At 53.9% G+C, this 26,678-nt stretch carries 26 protein-coding genes and 2 tRNA genes; 16 read left to right on the top strand and 12 right to left on the bottom strand.

Annotated features, from left to right (window positions below; genetic code table 11):
* The first annotated feature begins 8 nt into the window (after nucleotides 1–8).
* Genes hycF through hycI form a run of 4 tightly spaced genes read left to right on the top strand, consistent with a single transcriptional unit; the run spans nucleotide 9 to nucleotide 2,188 of the window.
* Nucleotides 9–551 carry a formate hydrogenlyase subunit HycF gene (gene hycF / locus OGV80_RS13990; RefSeq protein ID WP_016154185.1) on the top strand — a complete coding sequence of 181 codons (543 nt, stop codon included), beginning with the start codon at nucleotides 9–11 and terminating at the stop codon, nucleotides 549–551.
* Nucleotides 551–1,318: a formate hydrogenlyase subunit HycG gene (gene hycG / locus OGV80_RS13995; protein ID WP_003037388.1), complete on the top strand. Its 768-nt coding sequence runs from the start codon at nucleotides 551–553 to the stop codon at nucleotides 1,316–1,318. The genes hycF and hycG overlap by 1 nt, the downstream gene beginning before the upstream one ends.
* A complete protein-coding gene (locus OGV80_RS14000; protein ID WP_003037385.1) occupies nucleotides 1,315–1,725 on the top strand; it encodes a formate hydrogenlyase maturation HycH family protein in 411 nt (136 codons plus the stop codon). Before hycG ends, OGV80_RS14000 begins: the two co-directional genes overlap by 4 nt.
* Nucleotides 1,718–2,188, top strand: coding sequence for a hydrogenase maturation peptidase HycI (gene hycI / locus OGV80_RS14005; protein WP_043017337.1), 471 nt, complete (start codon nucleotides 1,718–1,720; stop codon nucleotides 2,186–2,188). Before OGV80_RS14000 ends, hycI begins: the two co-directional genes overlap by 8 nt.
* 55 nt (nucleotides 2,189–2,243) lie before the next feature.
* Here hycI and OGV80_RS14010 read toward each other — a convergent pair whose 3' ends face one another.
* From OGV80_RS14010 to ascF, 3 genes are all read right to left on the bottom strand, one after another.
* Nucleotides 2,244–2,483, bottom strand: coding sequence for a SymE family type I addiction module toxin (locus tag OGV80_RS14010; protein ID WP_075145731.1), 240 nt, complete (start codon nucleotides 2,481–2,483; stop codon nucleotides 2,244–2,246).
* Nucleotides 2,484–2,655: 172 nt separating this feature from the next.
* Entirely contained in the window at nucleotides 2,656–4,080 is a 1,425-nt protein-coding gene (locus OGV80_RS14015; RefSeq protein WP_087051262.1) for a 6-phospho-beta-glucosidase, read from the bottom strand.
* A gap of 22 nt (nucleotides 4,081–4,102) precedes the next feature.
* Nucleotides 4,103–5,557, bottom strand: coding sequence for a PTS cellobiose/arbutin/salicin transporter subunit IIBC (gene ascF, locus OGV80_RS14020; RefSeq protein ID WP_043017335.1), 1,455 nt, complete (start codon nucleotides 5,555–5,557; stop codon nucleotides 4,103–4,105).
* Nucleotides 5,558–5,821: 264 nt separating this feature from the next.
* On the opposite strand from ascF, the gene OGV80_RS14025 reads away from it, so the two are divergent.
* The 3 genes from OGV80_RS14025 to hypF all read left to right on the top strand — a co-directional run bounded on the left by OGV80_RS14025 (nucleotide 5,822) and on the right by hypF (nucleotide 9,862).
* Nucleotides 5,822–6,835: a LacI family DNA-binding transcriptional regulator gene (locus OGV80_RS14025; RefSeq protein ID WP_043017976.1), complete on the top strand. Its 1,014-nt coding sequence runs from the start codon at nucleotides 5,822–5,824 to the stop codon at nucleotides 6,833–6,835.
* 145 nt (nucleotides 6,836–6,980) lie between these two features.
* The gene (gene hydN, locus OGV80_RS14030; RefSeq protein ID WP_286515162.1) at nucleotides 6,981–7,526 is read left to right on the top strand and encodes an electron transport protein HydN; all 546 of its coding nucleotides are present in this window, start codon (nucleotides 6,981–6,983) and stop codon (nucleotides 7,524–7,526) included.
* Nucleotides 7,527–7,621: 95 nt separating this feature from the next.
* Complete coding sequence (hypF, locus tag OGV80_RS14035; RefSeq protein WP_200001187.1) at nucleotides 7,622–9,862, top strand: carbamoyltransferase HypF; 2,241 nt, start codon at nucleotides 7,622–7,624, stop codon at nucleotides 9,860–9,862.
* Between the two features lie 139 nt (nucleotides 9,863–10,001).
* On the opposite strand, the gene norW is transcribed toward hypF, so the two are convergent.
* A complete protein-coding gene (norW, locus tag OGV80_RS14040; RefSeq protein ID WP_087052080.1) occupies nucleotides 10,002–11,135 on the bottom strand; it encodes an NADH:flavorubredoxin reductase NorW in 1,134 nt (377 codons plus the stop codon).
* Nucleotides 11,132–12,580 carry an anaerobic nitric oxide reductase flavorubredoxin gene (gene norV, locus OGV80_RS14045; RefSeq protein WP_075145736.1) on the bottom strand — a complete coding sequence of 483 codons (1,449 nt, stop codon included), beginning with the start codon at nucleotides 12,578–12,580 and terminating at the stop codon, nucleotides 11,132–11,134. The genes norW and norV overlap by 4 nt, the downstream gene beginning before the upstream one ends.
* 191 nt (nucleotides 12,581–12,771) lie before the next feature.
* Between norV and norR the strand changes: the two genes are divergently transcribed.
* Nucleotides 12,772–14,292, top strand: coding sequence for a nitric oxide reductase transcriptional regulator NorR (gene norR / locus OGV80_RS14050; protein ID WP_286515165.1), 1,521 nt, complete (start codon nucleotides 12,772–12,774; stop codon nucleotides 14,290–14,292).
* Here the strand turns inward: norR and gutQ are convergent.
* The 7 genes from gutQ to srlA form a co-directional block, all read right to left on the bottom strand.
* Nucleotides 14,289–15,254, bottom strand: coding sequence for an arabinose-5-phosphate isomerase GutQ (gene gutQ / locus OGV80_RS14055; protein WP_038633059.1), 966 nt, complete (start codon nucleotides 15,252–15,254; stop codon nucleotides 14,289–14,291). The genes norR and gutQ overlap by 4 nt on opposite strands.
* Entirely contained in the window at nucleotides 15,247–16,020 is a 774-nt protein-coding gene (srlR, locus tag OGV80_RS14060; protein ID WP_003037350.1) for a glucitol operon DNA-binding transcriptional repressor SrlR, read from the bottom strand. Before srlR ends, gutQ begins: the two co-directional genes overlap by 8 nt.
* A 70-nt stretch (nucleotides 16,021–16,090) precedes the next feature.
* Nucleotides 16,091–16,450 (bottom strand): transcriptional regulator GutM, encoded by a 360-nt coding sequence (gene gutM, locus OGV80_RS14065; protein ID WP_043017330.1) that lies wholly within the window; start codon nucleotides 16,448–16,450, stop codon nucleotides 16,091–16,093.
* A 54-nt stretch (nucleotides 16,451–16,504) separates the two neighbouring features.
* Complete coding sequence (gene srlD / locus OGV80_RS14070; protein WP_043017329.1) at nucleotides 16,505–17,284, bottom strand: sorbitol-6-phosphate dehydrogenase; 780 nt, start codon at nucleotides 17,282–17,284, stop codon at nucleotides 16,505–16,507.
* A gap of 17 nt (nucleotides 17,285–17,301) precedes the next feature.
* On the bottom strand, nucleotides 17,302–17,664 hold the full coding sequence (gene srlB / locus OGV80_RS14075) for a PTS glucitol/sorbitol transporter subunit IIA (protein WP_043017328.1): 363 nt from the start codon (nucleotides 17,662–17,664) through the stop codon (nucleotides 17,302–17,304).
* Between the two features lie 13 nt (nucleotides 17,665–17,677).
* Nucleotides 17,678–18,649 carry a PTS glucitol/sorbitol transporter subunit IIB gene (gene srlE / locus OGV80_RS14080; RefSeq protein ID WP_286515166.1) on the bottom strand — a complete coding sequence of 324 codons (972 nt, stop codon included), beginning with the start codon at nucleotides 18,647–18,649 and terminating at the stop codon, nucleotides 17,678–17,680.
* On the bottom strand, nucleotides 18,646–19,209 hold the full coding sequence (gene srlA / locus OGV80_RS14085) for a PTS glucitol/sorbitol transporter subunit IIC (protein ID WP_003825953.1): 564 nt from the start codon (nucleotides 19,207–19,209) through the stop codon (nucleotides 18,646–18,648). Before srlA ends, srlE begins: the two co-directional genes overlap by 4 nt.
* Before the next feature lie 264 nt (nucleotides 19,210–19,473).
* Between srlA and mltB the strand changes: the two genes are divergently transcribed.
* The 8 genes from mltB to OGV80_RS14125 all read left to right on the top strand — a co-directional run bounded on the left by mltB (nucleotide 19,474) and on the right by OGV80_RS14125 (nucleotide 26,676).
* Nucleotides 19,474–20,553: a lytic murein transglycosylase B gene (gene mltB / locus OGV80_RS14090; protein ID WP_032947148.1), complete on the top strand. Its 1,080-nt coding sequence runs from the start codon at nucleotides 19,474–19,476 to the stop codon at nucleotides 20,551–20,553.
* Nucleotides 20,554–20,745: 192 nt separating this feature from the next.
* Entirely contained in the window at nucleotides 20,746–21,243 is a 498-nt protein-coding gene (pncC, locus tag OGV80_RS14095; RefSeq protein ID WP_043017326.1) for a nicotinamide-nucleotide amidase, read from the top strand.
* Between the two features lie 92 nt (nucleotides 21,244–21,335).
* Entirely contained in the window at nucleotides 21,336–22,400 is a 1,065-nt protein-coding gene (recA, locus tag OGV80_RS14100) for a recombinase RecA (protein ID WP_003037330.1), read from the top strand.
* A gap of 86 nt (nucleotides 22,401–22,486) precedes the next feature.
* Nucleotides 22,487–22,987, top strand: coding sequence for a recombination regulator RecX (gene recX / locus OGV80_RS14105; RefSeq protein WP_047409232.1), 501 nt, complete (start codon nucleotides 22,487–22,489; stop codon nucleotides 22,985–22,987).
* Nucleotides 22,988–23,115: 128 nt separating this feature from the next.
* Nucleotides 23,116–25,743, top strand: coding sequence for an alanine--tRNA ligase (gene alaS / locus OGV80_RS14110; RefSeq protein WP_080626192.1), 2,628 nt, complete (start codon nucleotides 23,116–23,118; stop codon nucleotides 25,741–25,743).
* Between the two features lie 238 nt (nucleotides 25,744–25,981).
* A complete protein-coding gene (gene csrA / locus OGV80_RS14115) occupies nucleotides 25,982–26,167 on the top strand; it encodes a carbon storage regulator CsrA (protein ID WP_000906486.1) in 186 nt (61 codons plus the stop codon).
* Nucleotides 26,168–26,503: 336 nt separating this feature from the next.
* A tRNA-Ser gene (locus OGV80_RS14120) sits at nucleotides 26,504–26,596 on the top strand.
* A gap of 3 nt (nucleotides 26,597–26,599) precedes the next feature.
* Nucleotides 26,600–26,676: transfer RNA gene (locus OGV80_RS14125), tRNA-Arg, on the top strand.
* Nucleotides 26,677–26,678: the final 2 nt, after the last annotated feature.

Below are 26,678 nucleotides of genomic sequence, written 5' to 3' on the forward strand. Positions count from 1 at the left end.
GAATCGCCATGTTTACCTTTATCAAAAAAGTCATCAAAACCGGGGCGCCGACGTCGTCGTATCCGCTGGAGCCGATTGCGGTCGATAAAAACTTCCGTGGCAAACCGGAACATAATCCGCAGCAGTGCATCGGCTGTGCGGCCTGTGTGAATGCATGCCCGTCGAACGCGCTAACGGTAGAAACCGATCTGGTTACCCATGAGCTGGCGTGGCAGTTCAACCTCGGTCGCTGCATCTTCTGCGCCCGCTGCGAAGAAGTCTGTCCGACGGCGGCAATCAAACTGTCGCAGGAGTATGAACTAGCGGTGTGGAAGAAAGAGGATTTCCTGCAGCAGTCCCGCTTTGCGCTGTGTAATTGCCGCGTCTGTAACCGCCCGTTTGCGGTACAAAAAGAGATCGACTACGCCATTGCGCTGCTGAAGCACAACGGTGACAGCCGTGCGGAAAACCACCGTGAAAGCTTTGAGACCTGCCCGGATTGTAAGCGCCAGAAATGTCTGGTGCCGTCTGACCGTATTGAACTGACTCGCCATATGAAAGAGGCCAGCTGATGAGCAATTTATTAGGCCCACGTGACGCCAACGGTATTCCAGTGCCGATGACGGTGGATGAATCCATTGCCAGCATGAAAGCGTCGCTGCTTAAAAGCATCAAGCGTTCAGCGTACGTTTACCGTGTGGACTGCGGCGGCTGCAACGGCTGTGAAATCGAAATTTTCGCCACGCTTTCTCCGCTGTTTGATGCCGAACGTTTTGGTATCAAAGTGGTACCGTCGCCGCGCCATGCGGATATTCTGCTGTTTACCGGCGCGGTAACGCGTGCCATGCGCTCTCCGGCACTGCGCGCCTGGCAGTCAGCCCCGGATCCGAAAATTTGTATCTCTTACGGTGCCTGCGGTAACAGCGGCGGTATCTTCCACGACTTATACTGCGTATGGGGCGGCACGGACAAAATCGTACCGGTGGACGTGTATATTCCTGGTTGCCCGCCGACGCCTGCGGCAACGCTGTACGGCTTTGCCATGGCGCTGGGACTGCTGGAACAAAAAATTCACGCGCGAGCGCCGGGTGAACTGGACGAACAGCCGGCGGAAATTCTGCATCCGGATATGGTTCAGCCGCTGCGTGTGAAGGTGGACCGCGAAGCACGCCGTCTGGCGGGATACCGCTATGGCCGCCAGATTGCTGATGACTATATGACGCAGTTAGGGCAAGGCGAGCATCAGGTGGCGCGCTGGCTGGAAGCGGAAAACGATCCGCGTCTGACCGAGATCGTCACGCATCTTAATCATGTTGTCGAAGAGGCGCGTATCCGATGAGTGAAACGGTGGTGTTCAGTCAACTGAGCCGTAAGTTTATTGATGAGAACGATGCAACGCCCGCTGAGGCGCAGCAGGTTGTCTATTACAGCCTGGCGATTGGTCACCACCTTGGGATCATCGATTGCCTGGAAGCGGCGTTAACCTGTCCGTGGGATGAATATCTGGCGTGGATTGCTACGCTTGCCGAAGGCAGTGAAGCTCGCCGGAAAATGGAAGGCGTGCCGAAGTATGGTGAGATAGTCATCGATTTCAACCATGTGCAAATGCTGGCGCGCGCGTTCGATGATGCGCGTGCCGTGCAGACCCCGCAGCAGCAGGAGTGGAGCAAGCTGATGCTCAGCATGCTGCACGATATCCACCAGGAAAGCGCTATCTATCTGATGGTGAGGAGACACCGTGACTGACGTTTTATTATGTGTAGGTAACAGCATGATGGGCGATGACGGCGCGGGTCCGCTGCTGGCCGAAATGTGTGCCGCAAACCCTCAAGGTCAATGGGTTGTCATCGACGGCGGTAGCGCGCCGGAGAACGACATCGTCGCCATCCGTGAACTGCGCCCGCAGCGTCTGTTGATCGTGGATGCCACCGACATGGGGCTAAACCCCGGTGAAATCCGTATTATCGATCCTGATGATATTGCTGAGATGTTCATGATGACCACCCACAACATGCCGCTGAACTACCTGGTCGATCAACTGAAAGACGACGTAGGCGAGGTAATTTTCCTTGGCATTCAGCCAGATATTGTCGGTTTTTACTACCCGATGACACAACCGATTAAAGATGCGGTTGATACCGTCTATCAGCGATTAGCTGGCTGGGAAGGACACGGCGGATTCTCCGAGCTGGAAGCGCCGGAAGAGTAAACCGTATCAGTGCCGGATGTGAGCGACATCCGGCCTGTTTCCCTGCGTATCCTCGTCACTCAATGGCCTGCTCAATAATTAATTTCCCCTGCATCACTGACACTTTTACTGCCGTACCGGTAGGAAACCCAGCTTGTTCCAGCCAGTCACCGTTCAGCGTGAGTGAAGCGTGCCGACTGATTCGTCGCGTGAAACCCGTTTTGGGATCTTCATGGCGTTTTCTGACATAGCCGACTTTCAAACGACGTACGGGTTTGGTGATAGCCACTGCTATTTTGCCATTTTTATCAGTCATACACGTTTCCTTGTGGTGAACGGCCAGGATTAAAAACTACTGAATAAAATGCCAGTAAAAAAGGGCGCGAGCAAACCTGAAACTGGAAGGATGATTCCACATTTTGAATGCAATAAATGAAATGAAAATACGTACTTCTGCCGGAGGGCTGTAGACCCCTCCGGCAGGCCCGTCAGGCCAGATCGGTACCGTTGCTGGCGATCACTTTTTTGTACCACCAGAATGATTTCTTGCGGGTGCGCGCCAGCGTGCCGTTACCCGCGTCATCGCGGTCCACATACACAAAACCGTAGCGTTTGCTCATCTCACCGGTTGAGGCAGAAACCAGATCAATACAGCCCCAGGTGGTGTAACCCATCAGCGGCACGCCATCCTCAATAGCGTCTGCCATGGCGCGAATGTGCTCGCGTAAATAGCTGATGCGATAGTCGTCATTGATCTCGCCGTTAGCATCGATTTCATCTTTCGCCCCCAGCCCGTTTTCCACCAGAAACAGCGGTTTCTGGTAGCGGTCATACATCATGTTCATGGTAATGCGCAGACCGAGCGGATCGATGCCCCAGCCCCATTCGCTGGTGGCAATATATGGATTACGCAGCGATTTCACCACGTTGGCGGCGCTGGTATTGCCGGTGTTCATTTCAGCAGAGGCACAGCGCGATGCGTAGTAGCTAAACGAGACAAAATCGACGGTGTTTTTCAGGATGTCGTCATCTTCCGGGGCTTTTTCTATCACCACGCCTTTTTCGCGAAACACACGGGCAGAGTAAGCGGGGTAAGCCCCGCGCGCCTGCACATCAATAAAGAACAGGTTTTCGCGGTCTTTTTCCAGCGCGGTCCATACATCTTCCGGTTTACAGGAGTAAGGATAAAAATTGCCGCCAGCCAGCATACAACCGACCTGGTTTTGCGGATTAATTTCATGGGCAATTTTAGTCGCCAGGGCGCTGGCTATTAGTTCGTGGTGCGCGGCCTGGTATTTAACCTGATCCTGATTTTCACCTTCTTCAAATACCAGCCCGGCGCCAGAAAAGGGACTGTGCAGCATAATGTTGATTTCGTTGAAGGTCAGCCAGTACTTCACCAGACCGTCGAACGCCTCGAAGCAGGTACGGGCGTAGCGGGTAAAGAACTCCACCATTTTGCGGTTACGCCAGGAGCCGTACTCGGTGACCAGATGCATTGGCACATCGAAATGGCACAGCGTGACCAACGGCTCAATTCCGTATTTTTTACACTCGGCAAACACGCTGTGGTAAAACGCGATACCCTCTTCATTCGGCGTCAGTTCATCGCCGTTAGGGTAGAGACGGCTCCAGGCAATGGAAGTACGAAAAACCGTAAACCCCATTTCCGCCATCAGCGCGATATCTTCTTTATAGCGATGATAAAAGTCGATCGCCTGATGGCTGGGATAAAACTCGTCATCCTGAAGCGTAAAGCGCTTTTCCTGACCCAGTTTGACGGGCATCCGGTGTGCGCCGTGAGGGATCATATCGACGGTGGTCAGCCCTTTGCCGCCTTCCCGGTATGCCCCTTCAGACTGGTTGGCGGCCAGTGCGCCGCCCCATAAAAATCCTTGCGGAAAAACAGACATAATTAACCTCAGTTGATACCAGTCAAATGCTGGCTCCATTGATATTGCCCGGTTGTGCGGCCTGATTTTTTCTGGCCTGCGCGGCTGCATCTTCGACAGGAATATCTTCAAAGCCGAGAATCAGTGTTAATACAAAGGAAAGCACTACTGCCAGCGCCATCACGCCAAATACCCAGACGATGGTCATCGGATTGGCCGGATCGAAAAACTGTACGCTGGTGAACAGGCCCGGAGCCGCCATGGAGTGGCTTGCCAGTCCGGCCATTCCGGCAACGGCGCCGCAGATAAAGCCGCTGATAAGGCTCGCAATCAGCGGACGTTTCAGGCGGATCGCCACGCCATACAGCGCAGGTTCGGAAATACCCGCCATAATGGCTGAGGCAGCTGCCGCTAACGCCGTCTGACGCAACTCCGGGTTTTTAGTTTTCCATGCTACTGCCAGCGATGAACCGCCTAATGACAAGTTGGCGCCGATTTCAGACGGCATCACCATGCCTTCTTTTCCGGTCTCGGCAATAGTCTGAATGATGGTTGGCGTAAAGACGCGGTGCATACCGGTCATTACCAGCAGCGGCCACAGCGCGCCCATAATGGCTACCGACAGCCAGCCGAGATAGCCGTGAATGGTATACACCAGCGCGGAAATCGCACTCCCGATCCAGATGCCTACCGGGCCAATGATGACGATGGCGAGTGGGGCGGCGATCAGTACGATCAGCATCGGTTTCAGGAAGTTTTTGGTCACCGCCGGAGTGATGCGATCGACCCAGCGTTCGATGTAAGACAGACACCAGGTCATGACCAGTGCCGGGATCACCGTATAGGTATACTTCACCGCCGTCACCGGGATCAGGGCGAACTCAACGTGTTCACCCTGCGCGGCCTTCGCCATCAGGTCGATAAAGCTGGGATGCACCAGTACCCCTGCGATGGCGATAGCCAGCGACATGTTGGTTTTGAATTTGATGGCTGCCGAAGCGGCGACCATCAGCGGCAGGAAGAAAAATGCGCCGTCGCCGATAACGGTCAGAATGGTGAGTGTGGACGAACCTTTCACCAGCACGCCGGTCATTTCCAGAACCATCGCCAGCAGCTTGAGCATTGATCCGCCGATAATTGCCGGGATCAACGGAGACATGGTGCCGATCAGCGCGTCGAGGATCCCCGCGCCAATCCGCTTCAGCGTCAGTCGGGGTTTGGTTTGCGGCTCAGCAGGTTGCATGTTGGCAGGCAACAGGCTGACCACTTCACGATACGCCTGCGAAACGGTGTTGCCGATAATCACCTGGCACTGATTATCGTTACGCACCACGCCGAGCACGCCAGAGAGCGTCTTCAGCGTCGCGCTGTCGACCTGCGAGTCATCTTTGATAACGAAACGCAAACGGGTCATGCAGTGGGTTACTGCTGTGATGTTGTCGACGCCTCCCAGAGCCGTCACAACGGAGCGCGCCAGCGCTGCATAATTCTTGGACATCGGATTTAATCCTGTTTTATCAGTAGAGTACGTTATGTTTTATCCGTTTACGTTGGTCGCTTTTCTGAGTGAATGAAACACAGATAGGAAACCGGTTCCACAAAATCATGTTTAAATTATGAATAATGAGCAAGATTTAATTTTGATCACTTTTTGTAATTGTGACTCCGATCACCAGATGTCAGCGTCTGCGATTTAGCAGCAAGGACAGCGGCGAAACGGTGCAGTACACTGCGTCACATTGAGAGAATAGGGATGAGTAATATGACCACGATGCTGGAGGTGGCGAAGCGTGCCGGGGTGTCGAAAGCGACCGTTTCCCGGGTGCTTTCCGGAAACGGCTATGTCAGCCAGGAGACCAAAGACCGCGTGTTTCAGGCCATTGAAGAGAGTGGTTACCGCCCAAACTTGCTGGCGCGCAGTCTCGCAGCGAAAACCACACAGACGCTGGGTCTGGTGGTAACAAATACCCTTTATCACGGCGTCTATTTCAGCGAGCTGCTGTTTCATACCGCGCGGATGGCGGAAGATAAAGGACGCCAGCTGTTACTGGCTGACGGTAAACACAGCGCTGAGGAAGAGCGCCAGGCGATCCAGTACCTGCTCGACCTGCGCTGTGACGCGATTATGATCTATCCGCGTTTTCTCAGCGTGGATGAGATAGACGATATCATCGACGCCCACAGCCAGCCGATTATGGTGCTTAATCGACGCTTGCGGAAAAACAGTAGCCACAGCGTGTGGTGCGATCAAAAGCAAACCAGCTTCAACGCCGTTACTCAGCTCATTGCCGCCGGGCATAAAGAGATTGGATTTATTACCGGTTCAATGGATTCCCCTACCGGCGTGGAGCGACTTTCAGGCTATAAAGACGCGCTGGCGCATCATGGTATCCCGCTAAACAATGATCTGATTGTTAACGGGAAATGGACGCCGGCCTGCGGCGCAGCGGGTGTGGATACTTTACTTTCGCGCAAGGTCAAATTCACCGCGCTGGTGGCCAGTAATGACGATATGGCGATCGGCGCGATGAAGCAGTTGCACGTGCATGGCGTGCGCGTTCCTGCGCAGGTGTCGGTGATTGGCTTCGATGATATCGCCCTCGCGCCATACACTATTCCGGCGCTTTCCAGCGTCAAAATACCGGTGACGGAAATGATTCAGGAAACGATTGGACGTCTGATCTTTATGCTGGATGACGGGGCATTTACGCCGCCAAAAACCTTCACCGGCGAACTCATCCAACGCGACTCTGTTGCGCCGCTTGTCTTGCGCTGACGGCTGTCATTTGTCATCGTCACTAGTGACGATGACACGCCTTTCCTGCATTCGTCAGAATAAAAAACCTTTAATAACAGTCAATTAAAACCTGGCACGATTTGTGAATGCTTCGGCAGATATTCTGTCATTGCTGGAGAAATTGATGAACCGTTTCATCATTGCAGACGCCAATAAATGCATTGGTTGCCGTACCTGTGAAGTGGCCTGCGTGGTATCCCATCAGGATAACCAGGACTGCGCATCGCTGACCCCTGAAACTTTTTTACCCCGCATTCACGTCATCAAAGGCGTTAATGTCTCCACGGCGACGCTGTGCCGCCAGTGCGAAGACGCGCCGTGCGCTAACGTCTGCCCGAACGGTGCTATCAGCCGTGATAAAGGCTTTGTCCACGTGATGCAGGAACGCTGCATTGGGTGTAAAACCTGCGTTGTGGCGTGCCCTTATGGCGCAATGGAAGTGGTTGTGCGCCCGGTTGTGCGTAACAGCGGCGCGGGTCTGAACGTCCGTGCAGAAAAAGCAGAAGCTAATAAGTGCGAGCTGTGCCACCACCGTGAGGCCGGCCCTGCCTGTATGGAAGTCTGCCCGACTCACGCGCTGATTTATGTGGATCGCAATAAGCTTGAGCAATTGAGCGCGGAAAAACGCCGTCGCGCGGCGCTGGATTCCACCGCATCTTTGCTGTTCTGATATCTGAAAATCCGCGTAAAATACGGCAGTACTTATGCCGGATGGCGGCTTTGCCTTATCCGGCCTACGGGGATAGATGACTGCGGGACTACTTAATGACAATAAACAACCACTCCGGCGTACAACTGCGTATTCGCGGTAAGGTACAGGGTGTCGGATTTCGCCCCTACGTCTGGCAACTGGCGCAGCGGTTACAACTGCATGGCGATGTGTGTAACGACGGTGACGGTGTGGTTGTGCGTGTACAGGAAGATCCGGCGGAGTTTATTGCACAGTTGCATCAACACTGCCCACCGCTGGCGCGTATTGACAGCGTTGAGAGCGAACCATTCGCCTGGACGCAGCAGCCTGCCGATTTCTCGATTCGTCAAAGTGCTGGCGGTACGATGAATACGCAAATCGTTCCTGACGCCGCGACCTGTCCCGAATGCCTTGTTGAAATGAACACCCCCGGCGAACGTCGCTACCGATACCCCTTTATCAACTGCACCCACTGTGGTCCACGTTTTACGATTATCCGCGCCATGCCCTATGACCGGCCGTTCACTGTGATGGCGTCGTTCCCACTCTGTGCGCAATGCGATAAAGAGTATCGCGACCCGTATGATCGTCGCTTCCATGCCCAGCCCGTTGCCTGTCCGGCCTGCGGCCCTCATCTTGAGTGGTTCAGCGCGGATGAGCGGGCGGAGAAAGAAGAGGCGTTGCAGGCGGCGGTATCGCGGCTGAAAGCAGGCGGTATTGTGGCCGTTAAAGGCATTGGCGGGTTTCATCTGGTGTGTGATGCGCGAAATGATGATGCCATAGCGTTGCTCAGGTTGCGCAAACGCCGTCCGGCAAAACCTCTGGCGGTAATGCTGCCAGGTGATGACGGGCTACCTGAACCCGCTCGTCGTTTGCTGACTACCCCTGCCGCGCCGATCGTGCTGGTAAAGAAGCGCTATGTCGCGGCATTGAGCGAAGGAATTGCGCCAGGGTTAACGGAGGTTGGCGTCATGCTGCCCGCGAATCCGTTACAGCATTTACTTTTACAAGAGATGAATTGCCCACTGGTGATGACCTCCGGCAATCTCAGCGGCAGGCCTCCGGCCATTACCAACGCGCAGGCGCTGGAAGATTTACGCGACATTGCTGACGGTTTCCTGCTGCATAACCGCGAAATTGTGCAGCGGATGGATGACTCGGTGGTGCGTGAAAGTGGGGAAATGCTGCGTCGTTCCCGAGGTTACGTACCGGATGCGGTAGCACTGCCGCCAGGATTTCGCGATGTGCCGCCGATGCTGTGTTTAGGCGCGGATCTGAAAAATACTTTCTGTCTGATGCGTGGCGAACAGGCGGTTATCAGCCAGCATTTGGGCGATCTCAGCGATGACGGCATTCAGCAGCAGTGGCGTGATGCGCTGCGCCTGATCCAGAGCATTTATGACTTTACGCCGCAGCGTATTGTGCACGATGCACACCCTGGCTATGTTTCCAGCCAGTGGGCCAGCGAAATGGAGCTGCCAGTTGAAACGGCGCTGCATCACCATGCGCATGCCGCTGCGTGTCTTGCCGAGCACGGCTGGCCGCTCGACGGTGGCGACGTGATTGCTCTGACGTTAGACGGTATCGGCATGGGGGAAAACGGCGCGCTGTGGGGGGGAGAGTGTTTGCGGGTCAACTATCGTGAATGCGAACACCTTGGCGGCTTACCTGCGGTAGCGCTGGCGGGCGGCGATCTGGCGGCAAAACAGCCGTGGCGTAACCTGCTCGCGCAGTGCCTGCGTTTTGTTCCTGACTGGCAGCGTTATCCGGAAACATCTGCGCTGCAGCATCAAAGCTGGAATGTGCTGGCGCGCGCTATTGAACGGGGGATCAACGCTCCGCTGGCGTCATCGTGCGGACGGTTGTTTGACGCCGTTGCCGCTGCGCTGCAATGTGCGCCGGACTCGTTGAGTTATGAAGGAGAAGCGGCCTGCGCGCTGGAGGCGCTGGCATCGCAGTGTGATGATGTTGATCACCCTGTCACGGTGCCGCTTGATGGCAATGAACTGGACTTAGCGGTTTTTTGGCAGCAATGGCTGAACTGGCAGGCCAAACCAGCGGAAAGAGCGTGGGCGTTTCACGACGCGCTGGCGCGTGGGTTTGCTACTCTGATGCGAGAGCAGGCCGAAGCGCGTGGAATCAAGACGTTAGTATTTAGCGGCGGTGTGATGCATAACCGTTTATTGTCAGCCCGTCTGGCTATTTATCTGCATGATTTTACTTTACTGTTCCCGCAGCGTTTACCGGCGGGCGACGGTGGGTTGTCGTTGGGGCAAGGCGTGATTGCCGCGGCGCGAGCGTTGGCACAAAAATAAAAAAAGCCCCGGGACTGGCGGGGCAAGAAAAACATGTCGGGGCATACCGACAAATGGCAACGCACATCCATGTGCGTGAGGTTAATAAATCAGTAGCAGCGTAGCCGGATAAAGCAAAGCCGCCATCCGGCATCACGATTTACACGGGCAACGTTTTCAGCAACGCAAAGGCCTCTTTCATGCGGTCTTCACTGACGACGAAGGCGCACAGCTGACCTTCGTCGTTCATCCCTCTGGCGACCATCCCCTGCGTTTCGGCGGCAATTTGCCAGTTCAAATCGCGGCGCTGGGTTTCCCCGGCCAAATGCAATGGCAGTTCCGGCGTTTTGACTTTTACCAGCATGGCAGGCAGCTTCAACGGCGTATTGCCGCCGAGCAGGTTTTTCGCCAGATACATGGCGCTCAGTTGAATCGGTTGCAGGAACGGAAGTACCTGACCGTTAATTTCCGCACAGTCGCCGAGCGCGTAAATATCCGGATGGCTGGTTTGCAGGTAGCTGTCGACGCAGACGCCACGGTTGATGTTCAATCCGGCGCGGCGTGCCAATGCAGTTTCCGGGCGCAGACCGGTTGCGGCGATCACCGCATCGACCTCTACGCTGCGGCTACGATCGAGCGTGGCGCGAATACCCGACGCCGTTTTCTCCAGCCCCTGAAGCTGCGATTTCAGCAGCAGATGTACACCCATATCGGTCAGACGATGCTGTAAGCGACTGCTGACTTCCGGCGGCATCAGCGAAGCCAGAATGCTGGCGGCGTTGTCGATAAGCGTCACCGCTTTACCGGCACGACAGAAATCCATCGCCAGTTCGCTGCCAATCAAGCCGCCGCCGACAATCAGTACCCGCTGTGCGTCGCGCAGCTGCGTTTCACAGGCGCGGTACTCTTGTTGACTGTTCAACGTGAGCATTAACTCACGTCCGGTAACGGGCGGTACAAAGGCTGAAGCGCCCGTCGCCAGTACCAGCTTGTCGTACTGCCACTGATGATCCTGGCTTTTCACTACGTGAGCATCAGCGTCGATGTCGGTTACCCAGGTGTGCGGGAACAGGCGTAAATTAAACTGTTCGGCAAACTCTCCCGCCGACTGGCGGGTGAGGTCGTCTGCACGCTGCGACTGACTGATAACATGGCTGAGATCGGGCTTGTTGTACTCATCCATGCTGTCCGCAGCAATCAGGGTCAGCGGGACATTTGCATCCTGCTTACGGATATTTTTGACTAACTGGCGGGCAGCGAAGCCCGAACCAATAATGACAATTCCGCGGCTCATTTTGCCTCCGTTGCCAGTACGTCGAAGACGTCTTTACCTAATGAACATTCCGGGCACAGGAAGTTGTCAGGCACGTCGCTCCACGGCGTTCCCGGCGCAACATCCTGCAGCGGTTCACCTTTTGCCGGGTCGTAAATCCACTGGCACACGCTGCATTGCATGCATGGACCGAGATCGGCTGCTGCGGCTGCTGCGCAGGCGCACTCTTCTTCTTTGGATGCTGCTTTCACGGTTGTTTCCGGCAGTGGAGCAAGCGCCCACTGACGAGCAATTTCACGGCCGTGCTGGCGGCACAGTTCCAACGCATCCAGGTCCGGACGCCATTTGGCTTTGAGGCTCAGCGACATCTCGAAACCTGCATCCTGCAGGCGCGTGGATAAACGGTCTACCGCTCCGCCGCTCCAGCCGTGTGAGCCAAAAGCGCTGGCGCGTTTGTTACGAAAACGCAGGCCGGTCATCTCTTCCACGAGACCCGCGATTTTCGGCATCATCACATTGTTCATCGTCGAAGTACCGACCAGCACGCCTTTAGAGCGGAAGACGTTAGTCAGAACTTCGTTTTTATCGCTACGGGCGACGTTAAAGATTTTCACCGCCACGTTCGGGTCAACTTCGTTGATGCCCTGGGCAATGGCGTCCGCCATCATGCGGGTATTGTTGGACATGGTGTCGTAGAAAATGGTGATCCGGTCTTCCTGGTAATCCGCCGCCCATTTCAGGTACATCTCAACGATTTGCGTTGGGTTGTCGCGCCATACCACGCCGTGAGAAGTGGCAATCATATCGACCGGCAGGTTGAAGCCGAGGATCTCAGTGATTTTCGGTGTAACCAGACGGCTGAACGGCGTCAGGATATTGGCGTAGTAACGCTGGCACTGTTCGAACAGTTCGGTCTGGTCAACTTCGTCGTTAAACAGACGTTCGTCGCAGTAGTGCTGACCGAAGGCGTCGTTACTGAACAGCACCGCGTCGCCGGTCATGTAGGTCATCATGCTGTCAGGCCAGTGCAGCATCGGCGTTTCAACGAAGATCAGCTGTTTGCCGTTACCAATGTCCAGTGAATCACCGGTTTTCACCACGTTGAAATTCCACTCCGGGTGATGGTGGTGCCCGTTGATGGAGTCAATGGCGTTGGCTGTGCAGTAAATCGGCGTATCCGGGATGCAGGACATTAGCTCGGTCAGCGCCCCGGCATGGTCTTCTTCCGCGTGGTTAATGATGATGTAGTCGATATCCGCGAGGTCAATTTCACTGCGCAGGTTCTGCACGAATTCACGGCTAAATTTGTGGTCTACTGTATCGATCAGGACATTTTTTTCTTCACGGATGAGATAGCTGTTGTAGCTGCTACCGCGCAGCGTTTTGTATTCAGTCCCGTGGAAATCACGAACTTCCCAGTCACGTTGGCCAACCCAATGAATGTTATTTTTAACCAGAATAGACATAGCAACCTCAGTAATTAATTCAGCGTTTTTCTAAAAAAGATGTTTTGCTTATTGCAGGTTGCGTGCCAACTTTTTATTTTATTGATTTTAAAGGTTTTATTGTTTGATGCTTATTAGGTGGTAGTCAAAATGACTATTCATTTTATTGTCAATATGACAATATGAATTGTCAAAATGACAATGAGGTAGTCATGAGCTTTTCCGTAAACGTGCTGGCGGGCATCGCCATTGAATTACAAAGCGGTATTGGACATCAGGACCGTTTTCAACGCCTGATAACCACCTTACGCCAGGTGCTGGAGTGCGACGCGTCGGCATTGCTGCGCTATGAGTCCCGACAGTTTATTCCGCTGGCGATCGATGGGCTGGCGCAGGATGTTCTCGGCAGACGCTTTACCCTGGAGGGGCATCCGCGTCTGGAGGCAATTGCCCGCGCCGGGGACGTGGTTCGTTTCCCTGCCGACAGCGATTTGCCAGACCCTTACGATGGGCTGATTCCGGGGCAGGAAAGCCTGAAGGTACACGCCTGCATTGGCTTACCGCTGTTCGCCGGTCAAAATCTGATTGGCGCGTTAACCCTGGATGGCATGGAGCCCGATCAGTTCGATGTTTTCAGCGATGAAGAGCTTAGACTGATTGCCGCGCTGGCGGCGGGCGCGCTGAGCAATGCGCTGCTGATTGAACAACTGGAAAGCCAGAATATGTTGCCAGGCTCATCAACGGCTTTCGAGCAGGTGACTGAAACGCAGATGATTGGCCTGTCGCCCAATATGATGCAGTTGAAAAAAGAGATTGAGATTGTGGCAGGGTCCGATCTCAACGTACTGATTAGCGGCGAAACGGGGACCGGGAAGGAGCTGGTGGCTAAAGCTATCCATGAAGGTTCGCCGCGCGCGGTAAACCCGTTGGTGTATCTGAACTGCGCGGCGTTGCCGGAAACCGTAGCCGAAAGTGAGCTGTTTGGGCACGTAAAAGGCGCGTTTACCGGGGCTATCAGCAATCGTAGCGGTAAGTTTGAAATGGCCGACAATGGGACGCTGTTTCTTGATGAGATTGGCGAACTCTCGTTAGCACTACAGGCTAAGCTGCTGCGCGTATTGCAGTACGGTGATATTCAGCGTGTGGGTGACGATCGCAGTCTGCGCGTGGATGTGCGGGTGCTGGCGGCGACGAACCGTGATTTACGCGAAGAGGTGCTGGCCGGAAATTTCCGTGCGGATCTGTTCCACCGTCTGAGCGTCTTTCCCCTTTCCGTACCGCCTCTTCGCGAACGCGGCGAAGATGTGGTGCTGCTGGCCGGCTATTTTTGCGAGCAATGTCGGCTGCGGCTGGGGCTTTCCCGCGTAGTGTTAAGCCCCGGCGCGCGTAGCCATCTGCTGAATTATGGCTGGCCTGGAAACGTGCGCGAGCTGGAACATGCCATTCACCGGGCGGTGGTTCTGGCAAGGGCGACCAGGGCAGGGGATGAAGTGGTACTGGAGGCGCAGCATTTTGCCCTGCTGGATGAAGGTCCGGCTCCGCAGGCGGCAGAAGTTGTTGCGGAGATCCCACAGCATCACAGCCTGCGTGAGGCAACAGAGTCTTTCCAGCGGGAAATGATCCGTCGGGCACTGGCGCAAAATAACCATAGTTGGGCGGCAAGTGCGCGAGCGCTGGAAACAGACGTCGCCAACCTGCACCGGCTGGCGAAACGTCTGGGGCTGAAGGATTAGATAATACCGGCCTGATAGAAATCCTGCAGGTTGATAGCACCGGTGAGTTTACCGTTTTCATCTACCACCGGTGCGGCAGTGATTTTGCGCTTCATCAGGATCTCTTTGGCATCAATCGCGCGGCTCTGCGCCTGCAACGTAATGCCATTATGGGTCATTGCTTCGCTAACCTGAGTGGTGAGCGCTCCGCCGCCAACCAGCCAGCGGCGCAGGTCGCCGTCGGTAAAGACCCCTTTCACCAGTGACGCGTCGTCGCAGACCGCCACCAGGCCAAGACCCGTGCGGCTGAGTTCCAGCATTGCGTCCATGACGCTGGTGGTAAGCGTCACCTGCGGAATGGCATCGTCACGGCGCATCAGATGATGCACTTTATTTAACAGACGAGCGCCCAGCGCACCTGCCGGATGCGAGCGGGCAAAATCTTCCTCGTTAAAGCCGCGCGCCTGCATTACGGCGATTGCCAGTGCGTCACCCATCATTAAAGTGTTCACGGTGCTGGACGTTGGTGCCAGACGCATCGGGCAGGCTTCGCGCTCAACGGAAATATCCAGCACGGCTTTGGCGGCCAGACCCAACGGTGAAGTCGGTTTTCCGGTCATTGCCAGCAGGGCGACGGATTTGTCTTCCAGGCGTGGGATGATGAGATCCAGCTCTTTTGCGCCGCCGGAGTAAGAGATAAATAGCATGACATCGCGGCTTTCGATCATCCCTAAGTCACCGTGCAGCGCTTCCGCCGGATGCACAAAAAAGGCGGGCGTGCCGGTACTGGCGAGGGTCGCTGCGATTTTTTTGCCAATATGGCCAGATTTTCCAATCCCGGAGACGATCACTTTGCCTTCGCAGTGGATGATAGTATTGGCGGCACGGACAAAATCATCGCCCAGCCGCTCAGGCAGTCGGCTGGCTTCCTGTAGTTCCAGCATTAACGTCTGGCGGCCCGCGTTCAGTAGTGCATCACTCATTGGTTTCTCCGGTTATGATTACTTCAATCCCTTTTGCTTCCAGCGCCTGACGAAACGCAGGGTCGATACCCGCATCGGTAATCAGCTTGTCGACGCTTTCCAGACTGCACACAACATTGGGGCTTTTGCGCCCGAATTTTGACGAGTCAGCCATCAGAATCACTTCACGAGCAGCATTACACATCGCTTTACTGACGCTAAACACCTCATTAAAGGTGGTCACGCCGGCATTGAGGTCAATGCCGTCGGTTCCCATGAAGAGTTTATCAAAGCTGAACTGCTCAAAGGCGTTTTCTGCCAGCTGACCGTGAAATGACGCAGATTTTTTGCGAAAGGTCCCGCCGGGCATCAGGATGGTTTGCTCGTTGTCCAGCTCCGAAAGGGCGTTAACAATGTGCAGACTGTTGGTCATGACGGTGATGTTGCTAAAGCGTGTGAGCATCGGCACCATCTGCAATACGGTGCTACCCGCATCCAGAATAATAGAGTCGCCATCGTGTATAAAACGGACGGCGGCTTCGGCAATCTGCTCTTTTTTATGCGTATTGATTAGCGTTTTATGATCGATTGGCGGGTCGGATTCGTCTTTATTTAATACTACGCCGCCATAGGTACGAATGACGGTTCCGGCATTTTCCAGAATGACCAGGTCTTTGCGAATGGTCGTGCCGGTCGTGTCAAAGTAGTGGGCCAGTTCTTCAACCGAGCATTTTCCCTGCTTTTGCAGATGCTCCAGTATGGCAGCCTGACGCTGACGAGGTTTCATAGGCGTGATTACCCTGACTTAATAGGTTGCAAAATGATAATTTCGCAAGCTATTAGCATTCACAACGAAATTACCCATGTTTCAGTTTAAGCGCCAATGATAGTGCATTCTGTGCTAACGGATCATGGGGAAAGATCACATCAGGCTGTAAATCATCAAGATGTTTGCCCATTATTGTGGCAATTTTGCCGGGTCTGGCGAATACCGTAAGACCTTTCATAAACAACGTATCGGTAACCCGTTGCCGCTCATCCAGCGCGATGGCGACCACCACGCGTGGTTTAAACCGTCCGCCGGAACGACCGACGCCAACCCGACCCCGTTGGCAGAGTTTATCAAACGCCCGGTTAAAGCGGGATATTTGCCAGCCGCCAAGCGCCAGTTGCAAACACCAGGCGATAGCGGCGACGGTAATCAGTGCGGAAACCATATGTACTCCTTTGATTTTGCCGGATAAGCGCAGTCGCCATCCGGCAATTCAACATTAAAACATCACCTGACCGCCGGTGACGTTGATGGACTGCCCTGTGCAGTAAGAGGCTTTCGGGCTGGCGTAAAACAGCAGCATATTCAACACGTCCTGATAATCGCAGCCGCGCTTGAGCGGAACCTTATCAATGTAATACTGCTCAACTTCGTCTGGCTTAAGGCCAAGCTTGGTCGCATATTGCGGCAATAACGACTGAAACATCGGTGATTTCAGCAGATTACCGAGCATCAACGAATGCACGGTAATCCCGTATTCCGCCAGATCCAGCGCCAGCGACTGGGTTAGGCCCACGCCGCCAAATTTTGCCGCGCTATAACCTGAGTTGTGTTTACTGCCCACTTTCCCTGATTTGGAGTTGATCTGGATAATGCGCCCCTGAACGCCATCGCGGATCATCAGGCGTGAGAATTCACGTGCGCAGAGGAAGTAGCCAACCAGATTCACTTGCAGCGAGCGGTCGAAATCCCCAAGCTGAAAGTCGCTGATAAACGCGGCTTTAGCGATACCCGCGCTGTAAACCAGCAGATCGACGCGGCCAAATATTTCATCCACTCCGCGCGATAACGCCAGCACGCTCTGCTCGCTGGTGGCATCTGCGCCAAAACCGTAGGCGGTGCCTTCGCCAAACTCGGCGTTAATTTCCTGCGCGACGCTGGCGGCTTTATCGCTTTGAATATCCACTACCGCGACGCGGTATCCTTCTGTCGCAAGCCCACGGCAAAGGAATGCCCCCAGGGTCTGGCCTCCACCAATGACAACGGCAACCTGATTCATCTTTATCTCCTTCAATCTTAAGCAACAAACTTCAAAATACAGCCCGGCGCTATACCGTCTGGTACAGGACCCGCAACGTGTACGGTGCCAGGGAATTCCGCTTCACTCAGTCCGTCAAAACGCAGGGTGATATGGCCTAGTTCACGTAAGTTTTGTTCCGCCACGCTGCCAACGGCCGTGACCGGGTAGTGATGCTGACCCAGCACAAATTGGATCCCTGCTTGCAATGAGCCGCTTAGTTCTCCGTGGCAATGGATGAAGCAAAACTCCTCGATATCCGCAGGGGCACCTTCACGAAAGGTAATCAGCATCTGGTCGCAGAGCGCATCCGGGGCACTCTGTCCGATGCGGGTGATGGTGGTTTGATAAATCACGGTCATTTTTGAGTGCCTCTTATTGGTAAATAAAGCCGGAAACAAACCAGGCGATGAGAACGGTAGGCGCGCCGGTCAGAAAACGGCTCACCAGAACAGATGGCACGCCGACGCGGACCGTGTCCTGACGCGCTTCGGCCAGCGACAACCCGACAGGAATAAAATCGCATGCAGCCTGGGCGTTAATGGCGAACAGGGCAGGTAGCGCCAGATATGGAGGGATGTTCCCCAAACCAATCTGTACGCCGATCAGAACGCCGATAACCTGGGCGATAACCGCGCCGGGGCCGAGAAAAGGTGACAGCAGCGGGAAAGAACAGATCAGCGCCAGAGTGACCAGTCCCAGCGGATGGCTGGCCAGTGGTGCGAGTCCATGGGCAATCCAGTCCCCCAGACCAGAAGCCATGATGATGCCGATCAGCGCCGAGACGAACGCCATAAATGGCAGAATGGTTTTCAGAACGGTATCGATAGTGTCGCGTCCGGCCTGAAACAGAACCGCAACTGCTGAACCCATTCCCATCCCAACTTTTGCCAGCAGACCGTCGCTTTGTTCCGTAATTTTCTTGCTGGCGTCGTACTCGCGACCAATCGTGCTGCTTGCAGGCGTTGTCGCAGCGGATGCTTCACCGACAATGGTAATATTTTCTTCTTTTACGCCAGAGACATAGATGTCTTCGATAATGTACTGGGCCAGTGGGCCTGATTTACCTGTAGCGTGAATATTCACCGTCGGTATACGACGTTTGGGATAGATCCCACAGCGCAGCGTGCCGCCGCAGTCGATGATCGCCACGCCAATTTCGTTTTCCGGCGGCTCGCCTTCTTTGAAGCCATCAACGGCCTGCCAACCGGTCAGACTTGCTATCTTGTCGACTATTGCAGGGCGAGTCCCGGCGGTGATATAGACAATTTTCTTGCCCGGTTCGGCATCCAGTTCAAGCGGGCCGCCCCAGCCGCCGGTGCCTTTTTCAATACGAATACGCGTCATGATGTTGCTCCCGCCAGATGTACTTTCTGCTCAAGTTGAATGCCCATTTTTTTCTCAAAGATGGCGGTGGTGAAATCAGTCACCCAACCGCGGAAGAAGTTGGTCACCAGACCGACCAGCAAATAGCTCACCGCTAGCGGGCCGAGCGGAAGACCCAGCGTGGTCAGTCCGCTGGCGATCCCCAGATAGACGAACAGTTCACCAGGGTTGATGTGTGGGAATAAGCCGTTCATGGAATGGCAACTGTATGAGGCGGCGGCGTAGTAGCTGGGCTTGTACTTTTCTGGCATAAAGCGGCCCAGGCTCAGCGTCATTGGGTTACAAAACACAAATGTGCCGATGCACGGCAGCAGCAGATAGCGGGACAGCGGGTTTCCGGCGCAGCGCTGGGCAAAACGTTCAATGCGCTGCTGACCGATAAAGTTAATTAGCGCATTCATGATGACCAGCAGACTGATCAGCAGGGGCAGAATACCGGTTACCATGCCGGTAAAGACCTCTCCGCCTTTCTGGAACAACCCGATAAACCACTCAGCACCGAGTGTGATGGTGTCGATCATTATTCTCTCCTGTAGGGTTTTTAGTTATCTTGCCAAACGGTAACTAATTTTAATCAGATCGAAAGATTTAAAAGTGTTATTTTGATCTCAAAATGAAAGATAAATATTTTAATTTGAAAGATTGTGCGTAAGGGATCGCAAATGTGTCGGTCGGGGGGGCAAGAGGGGGGAAATTCTGTGAAGGAGAGTGACAACTACTTCCTTGTATGGAGGAGGATGCTTTACCATACTTCTCCCAGGCTGAATTTGTTTAATGGATGTCTCATGTTCAAGCGTCGTTATGTAGCGTTACTTCCCCTTTTCGTATTGCTTGCTGCTTGTAGCAGCAAACCTAAACCTTCAGAGACTCAAACGACTACGGGTACGCCTTCCGGCGGTTTCCTGCTTGAGCCACAGCATAATGTCATGCAAACGGGCGGCGATTTTGCCAATAATCCGAACGCGCAGCAGTTCATCGAGAAAATGGTGAACAAGCACGGTTTTGACCGCCAGCAGTTGCAAGAGATCCTGTCGCAGGCCAAGCGTCTGGACTCGGTATTGCGATTGATGGACCGCCAGGCACCGACGACTCAACCGCCAGCCGGGCCTAACGGCGCATGGTTGCGGTATCGTAAACAGTTCATCACGCCGGATAACGTGCAAAACGGCGTGGCCTTCTGGAACCAATATGAAGATGCCCTTAACCGTGCCTGGCAGGTCTATGGGGTACCGCCGGAAATTATCGTTGGCATTATTGGCGTAGAGACTCGCTGGGGCCGCGTGATGGGTAAAACGCGGATTCTGGATGCGTTGGCGACGTTGTCGTTTAACTATCCTCGTCGTGCAGAATATTTCTCTGGTGAACTGGAAACCTTCCTGCTGATGGCGCGAGATGAAAGCGACGATCCGCTTGATTTGAAAGGTTCTTTCGCAGGGGCGATGGGCTATGGCCAGTTTATGCCATCTTCCTATAAACAATATGCCGTTGATTTTAATGGCGATGGCCACATTAACCTGTGGGATCCGGTTGATGCTATCGGTAGCGTGGCAAACTATTTCAAAGGTCACGGCTGGGTGAAAGGCGATACGGTTGCGGTTCCGGCCAATGGTCAGGCGCCTGGGCTAGCGAACGGCTTTAAAACCCAGTACAGCATATCTCAGCTTGCCGCCGCGGGCCTGACGCCGCAGCAGTCGTTGGGGAATCATCAGCAGGCCAGCCTGCTGCGCCTGGATATCGGTACTGGTTATCAGTACTGGTATGGACTGCCGAACTTCTACACCATCACCCGCTACAATCACAGTACCCACTACGCGATGGCCGTGTGGCAATTGGGTCAGGCTGTCGCACTGGCGCGCGTGCAGTAATCGCTCCACCGGCCTACCGGAAGATATCTCTTGTAGGCCGGATAAGATGCTCTGGTATCGCCATCCGGCAGGTCTTATTTATGCCACGGAGCAATTTTTGGAATCCTCCTCGTAAATCGTTCTCTCCATCCCCACATTGGTTATGAAAGTGCTATCTTGTCCGGCATATTTTTTTAACTGACAGAGGCTGAAATGACTGACAGTGAACTGATGCAGTTAAGCGAGAAGGTTGGCCTGGCGCTGAAGGCGCGCGGTGCAACCGTAACAACGGCGGAATCCTGCACCGGCGGCTGGGTAGCCAAAGTGATTACGGATATTGCCGGCAGCTCCGCCTGGTTTGAGCGTGGGTTTGTGACCTACAGCAATGAAGCTAAAGCGCAGATGATTGGCGTGCGCGAAGAGACGCTGGCCCAGCATGGCGCGGTGAGCGAGCCTGTCGTGGTGGAGATGGCGATTGGTGCGCTAAAAGCCGCCCGCGCGCATTTCGCTGTTTCGATAAGCGGTATTGCGGGGCCAGATGGTGGCAGTGAAGAAAAGCCCGTGGGGACGGTATGGTTCGCTTTTGCCAGCGTGAGCGGCGAGGGGATTACCCGCCGGGAATGCTTCAGCGGTGATCGCGACGCGGTACGTCGACAGGCGACCGCCTACGCGTTACAAACCCTGTGGCAACAATTTCTACAAAATACTTGATACTGTATGAGCATACAGTATAATTGCCTCAACAGAACATTATCTATCACGTTTCGCGGTTTAACCCGAAAGCGGCATGACAGGAGTAATTAATGGCTATCGACGAAAACAAACAGAAAGCGTTGGCGGCAGCGCTGGGTCAGATCGAAAAGCAATTCGGTAAAGGCTCCATCATGCGCCTGGGTGAAGACCGTTCCATGGATGTGGAAACCATCTCCACCGGTTCGCTTTCTCTGGATATCGCACTGGGCGCGGGCGGTCTGCCAATGGGCCGTATCGTCGAAATCTACGGGCCTGAATCCTCCGGTAAAACGACGCTGACCCTGCAGGTTATTGCCGCCGCACAGCGCGAAGGTAAAACCTGTGCGTTCATCGATGCGGAACATGCGCTGGATCCTGTCTATGCGCGCAAACTTGGCGTTGATATCGACAACCTGCTGTGTTCTCAGCCGGATACCGGTGAGCAAGCGCTGGAAATCTGTGATGCGCTGGCGCGCTCCGGCGCGGTTGACGTTATCGTTGTCGACTCTGTTGCCGCATTGACGCCGAAGGCAGAAATCGAAGGCGAGATTGGTGACTCTCACATGGGCCTTGCGGCACGTATGATGAGCCAGGCAATGCGTAAGCTGGCCGGTAACCTGAAGCAGTCCAACACGCTGCTGATTTTCATCAACCAGATCCGTATGAAGATTGGCGTGATGTTCGGTAACCCGGAAACAACCACCGGTGGTAACGCCCTTAAGTTCTATGCTTCTGTCCGCCTGGATATCCGTCGTATTGGCGCGGTGAAAGAAGGCGACAACGTGGTTGGTAGCGAAACCCGTGTTAAGGTCGTGAAAAACAAAATTGCAGCGCCGTTCAAACAGGCTGAATTCCAGATTCTTTACGGTGAAGGTATTAACTTCTACGGCGAACTGGTTGACCTGGGCGTGAAAGAGAAGCTGATTGAAAAAGCAGGTGCATGGTACAGCTACAACGGTGAGAAAATCGGTCAGGGTAAAGCGAATGCGACCAACTGGCTGAAAGAAAACCCGGCAACTGCGAAAGAAATTGAGAAGAAACTACGCGAGTTATTGCTCAACAACCAGGATTCAACGCCTGATTTCTCCGTTGATGACAGCGGCGAAGACGTAAAAGAAACGAACGAAGATTTCTGATAATCTGTTTTGAATCGCATGTTTTGAATCGCATATAGTAAAGGGCTGCATATCATGCAGCCCTTTTTCATTTCTGAAGGCTCACTATGACAGAAGCAACCTCCCGCCGTTCCGCTTATTCCCGACTTCTTGATCGCGCCGTACGTATTCTGGCAATGCGCGATCACAGCGAGCAGGAGCTGCGGCGCAAGCTGGCCGCTCCAGTGATGGGGAAAAATGGACCGGAAGACATTGATGCTACGCCGGAGGATTACGACAAGGTCATCGCCTGGTGTATTGAAAGTCGTTATCTGGATGATGATCGCTTCGTTCAGCAGTTTATCGCCAGCCGTAGCCGTAAGGGCTATGGACCCGCGCGTGTACGTCAGGAACTAAACCAAAAGGGGATCACGCGTGAGGCTATCGAGCGGGCCATGCGCGAATGCGAAATTGACTGGGCAGTTCTTGCGCGCGATCAGGCCATTCGGAAATACGGAGAACCTTTACCTGTAGATTTTTCAGATAAGGTAAAGGTCCAGCGCTTTTTGCTCTATCGTGGCTATCTGATGGAAGATATTCAGGCAATATGGCGAAATTTTGACGATTGAGCGCATACGGGATTTTACTTCCCAGTAAAGAAAACTTATCTTATTCCCACTTTTCGATTGCCAGAGGCGCAGTTTACGTGCCGATGCTGGTAATGACATTTCGTTAGCTTGATTTCTTCAGGATAATTATGAGCAAGAGCACCGCTGAGATCCGTCAGGCGTTTCTCGATTTTTTCCATAGTAAAGGACATCAGGTAGTTGCCAGCAGCTCCCTGGTACCGAACAATGACCCTACTTTGTTGTTTACCAACGCCGGGATGAACCAGTTCAAGGATGTTTTCCTTGGCCTCGACAAGCGTAATTATTCCCGCGCAACCACCTCGCAGCGTTGCGTACGTGCGGGCGGTAAGCACAACGACCTGGAAAACGTCGGTTACACTGCACGTCACCACACTTTCTTCGAAATGCTGGGCAACTTCAGCTTCGGCGATTACTTCAAACACGACGCCATTCAATACGCGTGGGAACTGTTGACCGGTGAAAACTGGTTTGCCCTGCCAAAAGAGCGTCTGTGGGTCACCGTCTATGAAACTGACGATGAAGCTTATGAAATCTGGGAGAAAGAAGTCGGTATTCCACGCGAACGTATCATCCGCATCGGTGATAACAAAGGCGCGGCTTATGCTTCCGACAACTTCTGGCAGATGGGTGATACCGGTCCTTGCGGCCCGTGCACCGAAATTTTCTACGACCATGGCGACCATATTTGGGGTGGCCCTCCGGGAAGCGCAGAAGAAGATGGCGATCGCTACATTGAGATCTGGAACATCGTCTTCATGCAGTTCAACCGTCAGGCTGACGGCACCATGGAACCGCTGCCGAAACCGTCCGTGGATACCGGTATGGGTCTGGAGCGTATTGCGGCAGTGCTGCAACACGTTAACTCCAACTATGAAATCGACCTGTTCCGCTCACTGATCGAATCCGTGGCAAAAGTTACTGGCGCGACCGATTTGAGCAACAAGTCGCTGCGTGTTATCGCCGACCATATCCGTTCCTGCGCATTCCTGATTGCCGATGGCGTTGTTCCGTCGAATGAAAACCGTGGTTATGTGCTGCGCCGTATCATTCGTCGCGCGGTACGTCATGGCAATATGCTGGGCGCGAAGGATACTTTCTTCTACAAGCTGGTTGGTCCGCTGGTGGAAGTCATGGGCTCAGCAGGTGAAGAACTGAAGCGTCAGCAGGCTATGGTTGAGCAGGTTCTGAAAACCGAAGAAGAGCAGTTTGCACGTACTCTGGAGCGTGGTCTGGCGCTGCTGGATGAAGAACTGGCAAAACTGTCCGGCGATACGCTGGATGGCGAAACCGCATTCCGTCTGTATGACACCTACGGTTTCCCGGTTGACCTGACGGCAGACGTTTGCCGTGAGCGCAACATTAAGGTTGATGAAGCCGGTTTTGAAGCTGCAATGGAAGAACAGCGCCGTCGTGCGCGTGAAGCCAGCGGCTTCGGCGCAGACTACAATGCGATGATTCGCGTTGATGGCGCCTCTGAATTTAAAGGCTACGAACACCTGGAACTGAACGGCAAAGTGACCGCGCTGTTTGTTGATGGTAAAGCAGTAGACGCAATTAACGCAGGTCAGGACGCAGTTGTCGTTCTGGATCAGACGCCGTTCTATGCGGAATCTGGCGGTCAGGTTGGCGACAAGGGTGAACTGAAAGGCGCGGGCTTTAGCTTTGCGGTCAGCGACACGCAGAAATATGGCCAGGCCATTGGTCACATCGGCAAGCTGTCTACGGGTTCTCTGAAAATTGGCGATGCAGTACAGGCCGATGTTGATGATGCACGTCGTGCGCGTATTCGCCTGAACCACTCCGCAACGCACCTGATGCACGCGGCGCTGCGCCAGGTACTCGGTACGCATGTAGCGCAGAAAGGCTCGTTGGTTAACGATAAAGTGCTGCGCTTCGACTTCTCTCATACCGAAGCTATGAAGCCTGATGAAATCCGTGCCGTTGAAGATCTGGTGAATGCGCAAATTCGTCGCAACCTGCCGATTGAAACGAACATCATGGATCTCGAAGCGGCGAAAGCCAAAGGCGCAATGGCGCTGTTTGGCGAGAAATATGACGATCACGTGCGTGTTCTGAGCATGGGGGATTTCTCTACCGAACTGTGTGGCGGTACTCACGCCAGCCGTACGGGGGATATCGGTCTGTTCCGCATAGTGTCCGAGTCAGGCACCGCGGCGGGCGTTCGTCGTATCGAAGCCGTAACCGGTGAAGGCGCTATCCAAACCGTGCATGCTGAGAGCGATCGCTTAAGCGATATTGCGCAACTGCTGAAAGGCGATAGCCAGAATATCGGTGACAAAGTTCGTTCCGTACTGGAGCGTACGCGTCAACTTGAAAAAGAATTGCAGCAATTGAAGGAACAGGCTGCGGCGCAGGAGAGTGCAAATCTTTCCAGCAAAGCAGTTGATATCAACGGCGTGAAGCTGCTGGTCAGCGAACTCGCGGACGTTGAGCCGAAAATGTTGCGTACCATGGTTGATGATCTGAAAAATCAACTGGGGTCTACCGTTATCGTTCTGGCAACGGTAGTGGAAGGTAAGGTTTCTCTGATTGCGGGTGTGTCTAAGGACGTGACAGATCGCGTGAAAGCAGGGGAACTGGTTGGCATGGTCGCTCAGCAGGTAGGCGGTAAGGGTGGCGGTCGTCCGGACATGGCGCAAGCCGGTGGTACGGATGCAGCGGCTCTGCCTGCAGCGTTAGCCAGTGTGAAAGGCTGGGTCAGCGCAAAACTGTAATAATTATAAGCGTAAGCCGACGCTGCGGACTTCAGTCCGCAGCGGTTGGATCAACGCTATCGACAACGATAAAGTCAGGTTGAAGTTGTGTATATCGGCTAAACTTAGGTTTAACAGAATGTGATGCCGTGACTGCTTACACTTAGGTGTTTGTCATCGCTTACTTTTTGGCGTTATATGATGGATAATGCCGGGATACAGAGAGACCCGACTCTTTTAATCTTTCAAGGAGCAAAGAATGCTGATTCTGACTCGTCGAGTTGGTGAGACCCTCATGATAGGCGATGAGGTCACCGTGACAGTTTTAGGGGTGAAGGGCAACCAGGTGCGCATTGGCGTAAACGCCCCGAAAGAAGTTTCTGTCCATCGTGAAGAGATCTACCAGCGTATCCAGGCTGAAAAATCCCAGCAGTCCAGTTACTAAGGTTTTCGCGTCTCACCTTTCTGGTGAGGCGCAACCTGATTGAATAGTCCTTTTTCTTCTCTTTTCTATTTTGTCTTCCCCATTTTTTCGATTCCACTGCGCGTATTGCCTTTTCCTGCGACGTTTCCGTTTGTTCACTGCTTCAGGAAATTGCCAATTTATCTGTTGATAAAACACTCTTTTTGCCGTTTTTGCAGACTAATTGCGCGTGAAATGTGCAAACGATAAAAGCTCTGGAAAAATTGTTTGACTTATAAGTCCCAGAAAGTAATATGTGCGCCACGCAGCGACGATGAGCAGAAACAAGTTCTTCGAAGCACTCGCAAGAGGCGTGTTGGTGAGGTGGCCGAGAGGCTGAAGGCGCTCCCCTGCTAAGGGAGTATGCGGTCAAAAGCTGCATCCGGGGTTCGAATCCCCGCCTCACCGCCATTTGCATCCGTAGCTCAGCTGGATAGAGTACTCGGCTACGAACCGAGCGGTCGGAGGTTCGAATCCTCCCGGATGCACCATC

Source organism: Citrobacter sp. Ce119 (assembly GCF_030334525.1).
GTDB classification, from domain to species: Bacteria; Pseudomonadota; Gammaproteobacteria; order Enterobacterales; family Enterobacteriaceae; genus Citrobacter; species Citrobacter europaeus.